This is a genomic window from Neobacillus sp. (genome assembly GCF_031988165.1).
Classification (GTDB): Bacteria; Bacillota; Bacilli; order Bacillales; family Cytobacillaceae; genus Neobacillus; species Neobacillus rhizosphaerae.
In genome coordinates this window covers 105,614-117,212 of the sequence record NZ_DALZYO010000005.1, presented here as the reverse complement: position 1 = coordinate 117,212, position 11,599 = coordinate 105,614, and the positions used below count along the sequence as shown (strand labels likewise).

The 11,599-nt window shown below is 39.5% G+C and carries 7 protein-coding genes and 1 other annotated feature; of the genes, 3 read left to right on the top strand and 4 right to left on the bottom strand.

What is annotated here, in order from left to right; all coding sequences use genetic code 11:
* Positions 1–241 precede the first annotated feature (241 nt).
* Positions 242–553, bottom strand: a complete 312-nt coding sequence (locus RTR43_RS04475; protein WP_312469973.1) for a heterocycloanthracin/sonorensin family bacteriocin — start codon at positions 551–553, stop codon at positions 242–244.
* A 552-nt stretch (positions 554–1,105) separates the two neighbouring features.
* Between RTR43_RS04475 and RTR43_RS04470 the strand changes: the two genes are divergently transcribed.
* On the top strand, positions 1,106–2,536 hold the full coding sequence (locus RTR43_RS04470; protein ID WP_312469972.1) for an IS4 family transposase: 1,431 nt from the start codon (positions 1,106–1,108) through the stop codon (positions 2,534–2,536).
* 289 nt (positions 2,537–2,825) lie between these two features.
* Here the strand turns inward: RTR43_RS04470 and RTR43_RS04465 are convergent, their stop codons facing one another.
* A complete protein-coding gene (locus RTR43_RS04465; protein ID WP_248737867.1) occupies positions 2,826–4,682 on the bottom strand; it encodes an alpha/beta fold hydrolase in 1,857 nt (618 codons plus the stop codon).
* 58 nt (positions 4,683–4,740) lie between these two features.
* The gene (locus RTR43_RS04460; RefSeq protein ID WP_248737866.1) at positions 4,741–5,307 is read right to left on the bottom strand and encodes a TetR/AcrR family transcriptional regulator; all 567 of its coding nucleotides are present in this window, start codon (positions 5,305–5,307) and stop codon (positions 4,741–4,743) included.
* Between the two features lie 448 nt (positions 5,308–5,755).
* Positions 5,756–5,973 (bottom strand) — a binding site (T-box leader).
* Positions 5,974–6,110: 137 nt separating this feature from the next.
* Here RTR43_RS04460 and RTR43_RS04455 point away from each other — a divergent pair.
* Complete coding sequence (locus RTR43_RS04455) at positions 6,111–8,876, top strand: transglycosylase domain-containing protein (RefSeq protein ID WP_312469968.1); 2,766 nt, start codon at positions 6,111–6,113, stop codon at positions 8,874–8,876.
* A 109-nt stretch (positions 8,877–8,985) separates the two neighbouring features.
* Here the strand turns inward: RTR43_RS04455 and acsA are convergent, their stop codons facing one another.
* A complete protein-coding gene (acsA, locus tag RTR43_RS04450; RefSeq protein ID WP_312469966.1) occupies positions 8,986–10,704 on the bottom strand; it encodes an acetate--CoA ligase in 1,719 nt (572 codons plus the stop codon).
* 218 nt (positions 10,705–10,922) lie between these two features.
* Here acsA and RTR43_RS04445 point away from each other — a divergent pair, with 218 nt between their 5' ends.
* Complete coding sequence (locus RTR43_RS04445; protein ID WP_312469965.1) at positions 10,923–11,555, top strand: N-acetyltransferase; 633 nt, start codon at positions 10,923–10,925, stop codon at positions 11,553–11,555.
* Positions 11,556–11,599: the final 44 nt, after the last annotated feature.

The following is an 11,599-nucleotide window of genomic DNA, read 5'->3' as shown; positions in this document are numbered from 1 at the left end:
CCCTGAGCCCCTAGGCGCTGCAGCTAGACAACACGAAGAGCCGGAGGCGATTCGATGTTGACTTATCGTAGGGCGGAGCGCGAAGGACACTGGCCGCTAGGGCGCTGGAGCTGGACAATTCTCAAAGTCCAATGATATAAATTCTGATATTACCAAAAAGAAGTGCCTCCTGCGGCACATGTCCATGCAGGGGCACTCTCTGTTCATAAAATAACTATTTTTTTCTGAGACTCCAAAACAACTATATAAAACCAATTCCGAAACAGCTAAAACCGATACCGAAACAGCTAAAACCGAGACCGAAACAGCTAAAACCGACGCAGCCACCACAGCCACCACAGCCGCCACAACCGCCACAACGGAAACCGCCACACCCAAAGCCTCCGCAACGACCAAAGCCTCCGCAGCGACCAAAGCCTCCACAGCGACCAAAGCCTCCACAGCGCATTCCAAACACACGCAGATCTTGGCTCTGAGGATCTATAGGAATTAAATCACCAACTTGGTAATGATCCATTCCTAATGATTGTAAACCATTCTGAAAATTATGCATTTTTTCCTCCCCTTTGTATTTATTCAACAGGTTGCACCTGAAAAGAGAGTGGAAACGAAGGTAATTTGTCAGTTCTGTGTAAATTAAACTTTAAAGTACCACGAGTACCTCTCTTCAACAAAATATGATTATTTTAGGTTGTTGTCACTGATTTAATAGCCTATTTTACTTTGAAGGTGTAAATAGAATGTTGCTCACTATACGAAGCACTCATGGGATGACCATTCCTATTTAAGCTTGTTTCAAAAAAACCTTTTTCATTGAAATCTTTAACAGACTAAAGGTAGATGTCTTTCAGCAAAATTTCAAAAAGAACAACGAGTTATGAGTTATGGTCAAAAAATATTTCCGTAGTCAAAAGCTATTTTTAAGTAAATCGGTTTAACGTGGAATAATGTGGATTTTGACCGTAAAGCGATCAAGTTAGAACGTACAAGAGATAAAAGGGGGGCCCGACCGCATGCCCATAAAGCTAAGTTAAAACAATACCCCCAAAAATGGAAAAACGCTATGCTTATCGTAAGAAGTTTACGAGAAAGGATGGTGTTTTTTATGAATCCTATCATCTCCAGTGAACTTTCACTTTTCGCACAAGAATTACAACGATTTCTATCTCCATTAGTCCTACAAGAAATCGCCAAACAAGTTGGTTTTGTGCAGCGATCTAGTAAGTTTCAAGCAAATGAACTCATCGCCCTTTGCGTTTGGCTCAGCCAAGAAGTCGCTAGTACATCGCTTACGCAACTATGTAGTCGGTTAGAGGCTTCGACGGGTGTACTAATGAGTCAAGAGGGACTCAATCAACGCTTTAATCCAACAGCTGTCGCTTTCCTCCGAGAAGTCTTTACTTCACTCCTAACACAAAAACTCTGTGCGACACATTCACTATCTTCACACATGATTTCATCTTTCGAACGCATTCGGATTTTAGATGCAACTGTGTTTCAGCTACCTGATTCCTTCGCCACCGATTATCAAGGCTCTGGTGGGAGTAGTAATACGGCAGGCTTGAAAATCCAATTGGAATACGATTTACTGAGTGGCCAATTTTTAAACGTGCAGCTAGGACCGGGAAAGAACAATGATAAAACATACGGTACAATCTGCCTTGAAACCGTAGAGGAGGGCGATTTATGTTTGCGTGATCTTGGTTACTTCGATTTAGGAGACTTACAAGTCATTCATGATAAAAAGGCTTACTATATCTCGCGGTTGAAGCTGAATACACGCATTTATATCAAGAACCCTGAGCCAAAATACTTCAAAAATGGCACGTTAAAAAAGCAAACAGAATACATCCAGCTTGATATGACACAAATGATGTCTGGTCTAACTACTGGTGAAACGATGGAAATCTCCGAGGCATACATTGGCCAAAATCAGAAGCTTCCGGCACGTGTCATTATCCATCGTTTAACTGACGATCAAACGCAAACACGACTGAAAAACCAAGCGATACGTGAAAAGAAGAAAGGTATTGTCATGAAGAATAAAAGTAAACGTTTAATGGGCATGAATGTATATATCACGAACACGTCGCTAGAAGAAATACCGACGAATTACGTGCATTCATTGTACTCACTTCGTTGGCAGATTGAGATTTTGTTTAAAACGTGGAAGTCATTCTTTGAAATAGATGAATGTAAAAACATTAAAAGAGAACGCCTAGAGTGCCATTTATATGGACAACTCATTGGCATTCTCCTCTGTTCTTCTACGATGTTTCAAATGCGACAGCTTCTGCTTGAAAAGAAAAAGCAGGAGCTGAGTGAATACAAAGCAATTTATATGATTAAAGATTACTTTCCGTTACTGTTTCAAGCGATAGCAGTTGGCACAAAAGAACTTTTGAAAATTCTGCATCGCCTTTATCAGCTGCTCAAAAAGAACGGTCGTAAATGTCATCGGTATAAGAAGCTGACCGTCTTTGATATTCTAGGGGTTGTGTATGAAACGACAGTGAAGAATAGACAAGCTGCCTAGCAAAAAAATCTCGTTTTAATAGGCTTTTTTGGCATGGCTACTTTTCCATCACTCGCTAGTTTTTAAACAAGGATCATTTCGTATCTAGTAATTTAGGTTGATGGGCATGTGGTACTACCCCTAATAGAAAATACATAAGAAGCAATATGATAATGCACCTATGATTAAGCTAATCCAAGCAAAAAATACTATTTTCTTTTATTATTGGATACAGGACAACCGATGATGTTAAACCAAACTTTGAACGAACAATCTTACTACACACTTTTTTTGTATTTACCCCACACTATCATCTGCTAGTACTACTATTTTTTATAACCAAATCAGCCGTTTCCCTCGGATGGCTAAGAGGGAAATGATGACCATATGGAACAATATCAACCTTACCAAGATGCAATGGAGCAAAATAGCTTCTATCATGATCTCCCCAAATAATATGAAGATTATACCTTTGTACTTTATTAAAATCACCCTGATAGTCTTTCAATAGAAAACTGTTAAGCTGAACCGTTGTATTTAAAATTCTAGGCGAAGTAAAGCTCCTACTTACTTTGGCAATATAATGTTCCGGAATGCTCTCCGTACTTTCAAACAGACCATTACCTAATAAATATCGCTCTATCAAATTAGCAGTTGCCAATTTCAACGCCCATTTGTTCATAAATTGAGGAGCATTAAACGAGTTAGAATTTCTTTTTGCAACAGGTGGCTGAAGTAAAGTAATAGTATTCTTCGTATCAATGTACTCTTGTACTAATGCTTCCAGAAGAATTACCGCACCGAAGGAATGGCCAATCAAATGTGCACCATTAGTAGCTTCCCCCATTAACTCTTTCACTACATTCAAATAGAGATCCAGAAGGTTTTTCTCTCGTTTAAAAGGGGAACGTCCTAAACCTGGAAGATCCAGGATCCATACCGGTTGACCAGTTTTTTCATGAAGCTCTAGTCCTAAAGGAAATAAATCCTCTCCATCGCTCAATAAACCGTGTAATAAAATAAACGGCTTACCCTCTCCTTGTATTTGATAAATGACAGTGTTTCCGATTAATGTTCGTTCAAATGCATGATTATGCTGGTCATTTTGATACATCAAGCGATAATCCAAATCCGCTACGACGGCTGGGAAAAATTTCATTACACTCGTCTTCTTAAACCAATCCCCTCCCATGATTTTTTTCGATGAATCATTTGAAAACTTCCTATTTGTAATAAAGTTCAGTCCATCCGATGGAATTTGTGTTATTTTACTTACCCCACTTTTCATAAGTGCCTTCATGAAAGGAATTGGTACAGAGATTTTAGGTGCTACCATATTCATACTTTCTGACATAACTCCTAATAATTCAGACATATTTGGATCAAGCTGTTTGTCTTGAACAAGTGTATATGTTTGAATAGACGGTTGCTCCTGCTTAAAAACCTGCACAATAAACTTCGCTAGCTCATCGTTTGAAATAAGTGGTAATCTATACCCCTTACCTCCAGGAACAACTGGCATTAGCCCTCTTCGCATACTCGTCACAAGCAAGCCTAAGCCTGCTACTTGCTCCGTACTCCCTGTTTTACTACTGCCGACTACAGTTGGTGGATTAATCACAGAAAGCGGATAGCCTATTTCAGATGCCTGCTGGCGAATATAAAGATCTGCTAAAAATTTTGTTCTTTCATATGAATTTTTTATTTTCAAATAATCGTTGCCTTCCTTAAACACATCAATCGTAACCATGCTACTTTTATCATCCAAGGGGCTCATATAACCTACTATATGAATAAATTGCTGCAAGCCCTTCAATTGATGAATACTTTTAGCTAATTCACCGATATGCTTGGCACCGTTTAAAATTACAGAAACTGCCTCTTGCTCTGTCGCTTTAATATCCATTGGTCCACCCGCGTGAATAATCACATCCGTTTTTAATATCCTATCCTTATCTTCATCACTTAAACCTAAATCTGTTTTCGTTAAATCACCTTCAATAAAGTGCATGGCTGCCTCATTTACAATACCTTTTTCTTGAAAAATGCGTGTTGCCTTACTTTTTGACCTAACTAAAAGAAAAATCATAACTTCCTCTTTAGTTAATTCCTCCACTAATTGCCTCCCAATAAAGCCTGTTCCACCAGTTAAAAATATTGTCCTCATATCCGTGCTCCTTTTTAGTACTATATAGTACTAATTCAATGTAAAAAAAATGCTTCTCTTATCGAAGCAAGTTAAAAAAATGGTTTGCTGTTTGCTTGATAACAGTTGCATCCTTCAATGTTTCTGAAATAAATAGCGCTCCTTCAAGATTCGTTATAAAAAGTGCCGCTACCTCGTCAATATTAATCGTATTTCTAAACTCCCCTTTTTCTACTCCTTGTTTTAGTAATAGAGAGACTTTCGTTTGTAATCCTGTAAAAAAGAGACCTATTTTTTCTTTTATGTGCGTGGCTTGTGCAGGACTTTGAATATAAAGAGTAATAAATGGACAGCCACCCTTATACTCCCTTGACTGAACTCCCTGTGATAAATGCTTTAAAAACAGCTGGACACGATCTTCAACTAATAATTGGTTCTGAGAAAGTATTTCATCAATGGCACGCTGATACGTTTCAATCCAATAATCAACGACCCCTTCTAACAATTCTTCCTTATTAGAAAAGTGATAATACACATTAGATTTTGATACTTTGCTTACACGCACTAATTCATCCATACTTGTATAAGCAAACCCTTTTTCTAAAAATAATGTTGCCGCCACTTCAATCACACGTTTTTGATTCATTAATTTTACCTTTGTCATAACTAGAACTATATAGTACTAGTTTGAATGTTGCAAGTATTAACTATTTCTTTTTCTATGGGACATAGAAACACCCCTTTAGATACTCATATCTTAAGGGGTAAAACGGTGCGACTTTTTTATAAATGGTTAAACTTTATTCAAAACGACGCATCTTTTTTACAAATGGTGCAACTTTATTTCAAAGTAGAGGTACCGCCACATGCCCATCAAGGTAAGAAATCATAATACCCCCAGAACGAAAATTTTATGCATCTTACTCGTTTTTATCGTTTTGGGGTAACTCGTTATTGTTAGCTTGATGGCGATGGGGCCCGACCGCCAAAAACGAAATTTTTAAAACATACCATCCAAACCCCGTGAATACACAGATCCATTTTTGCGACGCTCCGCCCCTTTCCCATACAAAATAAAAACGCCCCTGCAAATATGCAGGGACGTAAACTTACGCGGTACCACCCAGCTTGAGGAAATAAATCCTCCAACTTGAAAAAATAACGGTTATGACCGTTCTCCACTACTAATAATAACATTCACAGAGAAAGCTGGAGGACGTAATTCATTCTTATATATACCAGCTTCCACCACCGCTGGCTCTCTTTTAATAGGGATAGAAGAACTACAGTTGATTCCCTCCACAGCTTTTTATTAAATTTAACTTAAAGCATTTTCACCATATTTATATCCTGATGTCAAACATAAACTGGAAATTTCAGAAAAATGTAGAAGTTTATCAGTTTTTATACCACCTATATGCTATAATGTATGTGATTTTAGAAGAGGTGATGCTTTTGAAAAATGAAAAATTACAAGTGTGGATAGAAAAAGCAAAATCCGTAAGAAACTTTTTTACTAATAAAAAAACGGTAAAAAGTGCACGAATCACATATCAAGTTGTTTGGAACTTATTTCTCCTTTTAATGACAGTCGTCATTATTGGAGGCTCATTTGCAACAGGGGTTGGGGCCGGTTATTTCGCTTCACTCGTAAAGGACGAACCCGTCCGCTCATATGAAGGTATGAAAAAGGATATTTATGATTACACAGAAACCTCGGAATTATATTTTGCTAATGATGTCTATCTTGGTAAACTCAGGACCGATCTTGAACGTGAAGAGGTAAAGTTGGATCAAGTATCGAAAGATTTGATCAATGCTGTTGTCGCAACCGAAGACTCATACTTTTACAAGCATAATGGGGTCGTCCCAAAAGCTGTTTTTCGTGCCGTCTTCCAGGAAGTGACTAACTCCTCTGTTCAATCAGGTGGCAGTACCTTAACCCAGCAATTAATTAAGAATCAAATCTTAACCAATGAAGTTTCTTTTCAAAGGAAAGCCAACGAAATATTACTTGCCCTTCGTTTAGAGAAATTTTTCAACAAAAAAGAAATTCTTGAAGCCTACTTGAATGTCTCGACATTTGGAAGAAACTCATCTGGACGAAACATTGCCGGTGTTCAAACGGCGGCTAAAGGGATCTTCGGGAAAAATGCCAGTGACTTAACCTTACCACAAGCGGCTTTCATTGCCGGCTTGCCTCAAAGTCCGTTTGGCTATACCCCTTTTACAAGAGAGGGTACGATTAAGAACAATCTTGCACCAGGTCTCTCCCGAATGAAAACGGTATTAAAGAGAATGTTTGATGGTGGGTACATAAACCAGAAACAATATGCCGAGGCGTCTGCCTACGATATTACTAAGGACTTTATTCCGCCAGTTGCTAATCCACTCGAAAAATATCCTTGGTTGACGGTTGAAATTGAAAAGCGGGCGATTGAGACTCTGACTACTGTACTTGCCAAAAAAGATGGCTATACAGAAAAAGACTTAAAAAATGATGACAATCTTTATTACAAGTATCAAAGATTTGCTGACCATAATTTGCATCAAAATGGGTACCAAATTCATACAACCATTGACAAAGATATTTACGATGCGATGCAAAAGGTTAAAGATAATTATAAATATTATGGGCCAGATAAACCTCAGGAGAAGCTAGACCCGGAAACTGGGGAAAAGAAAACAGTCATAGAGCCTGTGGAAGTTGGAGCAGAACTGATTGAAAATAAGACCGGAAAAATTATCAGCTTTGTTGCCGGGAGAGATTACAGCAAACAGCAGCTCAATCACGCAACTCGGGCACTGAGACAAAACGGCTCCACCATGAAACCATTACTTGTCTATGGTCCTGCGATTGAGTTAGGAAGAGCAGCACCAGGAACGCCGCTGCCAGATGTTGAATTAAGACTCGATCCGACTCGAAGTACTCCATGGCCGCGCAACTATGATTTAAGGTACAGCGGGATCGTTTCTGCCCGCTATGCACTAGCAAAATCCTATAACGTTCCTGCTGTGAAATTATACAAGGAAATCCTTGATCAACGTCCGGCAAAGTATCTTGAAAAGATGGGATTCACCTCTCTGAAAAAAGCTGATTATGAAATCCCTGCAACCGCTATTGGTTCCTTGACGACTGGGGTTACCATTGAAGAGAATACAAATGCCTTTAGTACCTTTGCAAATGGCGGCAAATTTATTGATGCTTATTTGATTGATAAAATTGTCGATAATAACGGTAAGGTCATTTATCAGCACGAAGTTAAGCCAGTGGACGTATTCAAACCGCAAACAGCCTATCTAACACTTGATATGATGCGCGACGTTGTCAAAATGGGGACTGCTGCTGGAGTTAGAAGTAAATTGAATTTCCGCGCGGATTGGGCTGGGAAAACGGGTACAGGGAATGAGTACATCGATTCCTGGTTCGTAGCGACAAACCCTAACGTTACCTTTGGTATTTGGACAGGCTATGATACACCAAAATCCCTAAAAACTTCGGGGATGTCTTATAGCCAGCGCACCAATAACCTTTGGGCTGAACTAATCAATGCCGCCTATAGAATTAAGCCAGATATAGTTGCTCCAAAAGAATCATTTAGCATGCCTGAAGGAATTGTGAAACGTTCCTATTGTGCTGTTTCAGGAATGCTGCCATCAAATGCCTGTTCAAAAGCAGGATTAATCGAGAGTGATTACTTTAACGTGAATAATGTTCCAAGCAAAATTGATGATAGCTTGATTGAAGGGAATTTTGTCACTATCGGAGGCAAAAAATATTTAGCCTTAGATTCTACCCCAAAAGAGTTTGCCCAGTTTGGCCTTATCTTAAACCCGGACTTTATCACTCGAATGGTCGGTAAGAATTTCAAAAATATAAGCCAGCTTATTCCTAAAAAGGACCGTTGGGGAAAAATTCTAGTCCCTGACGCTAAAATGGTCGATAATGGGAAGAATCCTGATAGTGTAAGCCTAAATGTTTCAGGTAATACGTTAACTTGGTCAGCCTCACCGGATAATGATGTTGTCGGATACCGGGTTTATCAAGGGGGCATAATTTCAACTAAAGTCGCTAGCATTATTAGTGGTTCGAATCTTTCATTTACCGTTGGAAACGGTACTTATTATGTAACAGCAGTTGATATCGCTGGGAAAGAATCCGCTCCCTCCAATCTAGTTGAGGTAGGGGCAGTAGATCCTCCAGCACCTCAGTAAAGAACAACACTGAAACTAGACAGTTATTGAAGTTCATTGTTTCTTTTCTTTTGATAAAGAACAGCCCCGAAATGAAATTCGGGGCTGTTTCTTTATGTGAATAATGAAATTAATCTTCCAATGTTGATAAATCACCTGCGGGTAAATTTAGTTCCCATGCCTTCAAGACACGGCGCATTATTTTACCGCTTCTTGTTTTCGGCAGTTTGTCACGGAAATCAATTTCCCGTGGGGCAGCATGAGCGGCAAGACCTTTCTTCACAAATTGTCTGATTTCCTCTTTTAATTCATCAGAGGCTTCGTAGCCGTCACGAAGGGCAACAAAGGCTTTTATGATTTCCCCGCGAACTGGATCCGGTTTTCCTATAACACCTGCTTCTGCTACCGCTGGATGCTCGACTAGCTTGCTTTCCACTTCGAATGGTCCTACCCGCTCTCCTGATGTCATAATGACATCATCCACGCGACCTTGGAACCAGAAATATCCGTCCTCATCCATGTAGGCCGAATCTCCGGAGACATACCAGTCATTTGGCATAAAGTAGGATTCATATTTCTCAGGGTTATTCCAAATAGCATTCATCATGGATGGCCAACCTTTTTTAATCGCGAGGTTCCCCATTCGATATGGAGGGAGTTCAATCCCTTGATGATCGACAATCGCCGCTTCCACACCAGGAATCGGTTTTCCCATCGAACCTGGCTTAATCTCCATGCAAGGATAGTTACTAATCAATTGGGCACCGGTTTCAGTCATCCACCAGTTGTCATGAATTCGATGGTTAAATACCTTTACTCCCCATTTGACAACCTCAGGGTTTAGCGGCTCTCCAACACTTAAAATATGACGAAGGCTTCTTAAATCGAATTTCTTTACGACCTCATCACCCGCACCCATTAACATCCGGAATGCTGTTGGGGCACTATACCAAACAGTGACCCCGAAATCTTCAATCATTTGATACCAGGCTTCTGGACTAAACCGTCCGCCAATAATCACATTGGATGTTCCCGTTAACCACGGGCCAAATATTCCATAAGATGTCCCGGTAACCCAGCCTGGGTCGGCTGTACACCAGTAAACATCGTCCTCTTTTAAATCAAGGACCCATTTTGCTGTTTGATAATGCTGAATCATAGCATTATGCACATGCAATACCCCTTTGGGTTTCCCAGTGGAACCGGAAGTATAATGCAAGATAAGGCCATCAGTCCGGTCTACCCACTCAATTCTCAATTCTTTACTTGCCTCTTCAAATTTTTTCAAGAAATTGATATGAGGGCCCTCATCATCAACATTTTTTCCAACAAGGAAAATATGCTTTAATGCGGATAATTCGGCTACAGGAACACGGTCCAGCAATTCCGGGGTCGTAACTAAAACTTTAGCTTCACTGTCTTGCAGACGATCTCTGACGGCCCCTTCCATGAAGGCCTCAAATAATGGGCCGACAATTGCTCCAAGCTTAATCGCACCCAACACAGTAAAATAAAGCTCAGGTGAACGTGGCATGAAAATAAATACACGGTCTCCCTGTTCTACATCACCATAATTCTTTAACACATTCCCTGCTTTGTTGGAAAGATCCTTCATTTCCTTAAAGGTGTACTTCTCATTTCTTGATGCATCGCGATAGTAGAGGGCAACCTTATTTTTTCTAAAGGATTTCACATGACGGTCAATGGCCTCATAGGCCAAATTAACAAGCCCAGTTTCACTCCAAGAGAATGCCTTTTCGGTTTCTTTCCAGTTGAAATGCTTATACGTCTCTTCATAATTACGTAAATTATGCTCTCCTTGCATAACTGGTAACGCTTCCACTTTCATTCCATCTCCCCCTCTTCAGATATATGAAATTATTATAGAACAAATAGTAACTATTCACAATTTTAAAAATTTATTTTATATTATTTTAATGTTTATCTAATATTATTTTGAATATTTTTTACAAGACTGAAAATTTTGTAAAATTATCTAAATTTAATAGATTTTATGTATAATAGAACTGATACACTAACCATTATTTATTTAAGGTAGGTGACCGTATGGAACACAAAAAGACATACAATGCTAAACAACTGAAAACTCCTCATGGGAACTTAATCATTGAAGGTCCTATTTCTTCAGATAAACTAGCTGGCTATGAATTTCATGAAGATCTTGTCGCGTTTCGCCCCCCCGCCCAGCAGCATGAGGCCTTAGTTGGGATTGCGAAACTAGAAGAAGGCAGAATTATTATCGCAAGAAATCGGCATACCATCGTTGGTTATGTGACATACCTTTACCCAGACCCGCTTGAACGGTGGTCTGAGGGTAAAATGGTTAATTTAATTGAACTTGGCGCCATTGAGGTGATTCCAGAATTCAGAGGCTACGCTGTCGGTAAAAACCTTTTAATCGTATCGATGATGGATGATGCGATGGAAGATTATCTTATTATCACAACAGAGTATTATTGGCATTGGGATTTAAAAAACACCAAATTAAATGTCTGGGAATATCGAAAAGTCATGGAAAAGATGATGAATGCCGGAGGCTTAGAGTGGTATGCAACCGATGACCCCGAAATTTGCTCGCATCCGGCCAACTGTTTGATGGCCAAAATCGGTAAACGTGTGGATTTAGAGTCCGTCCAAAAATTTGACCGTCTACGCTTTATGAACCGGTTTATGTATTAATAGAAAAGCGGAAGCACCCGTTTAGCTAGGCATACTAGTCGTTG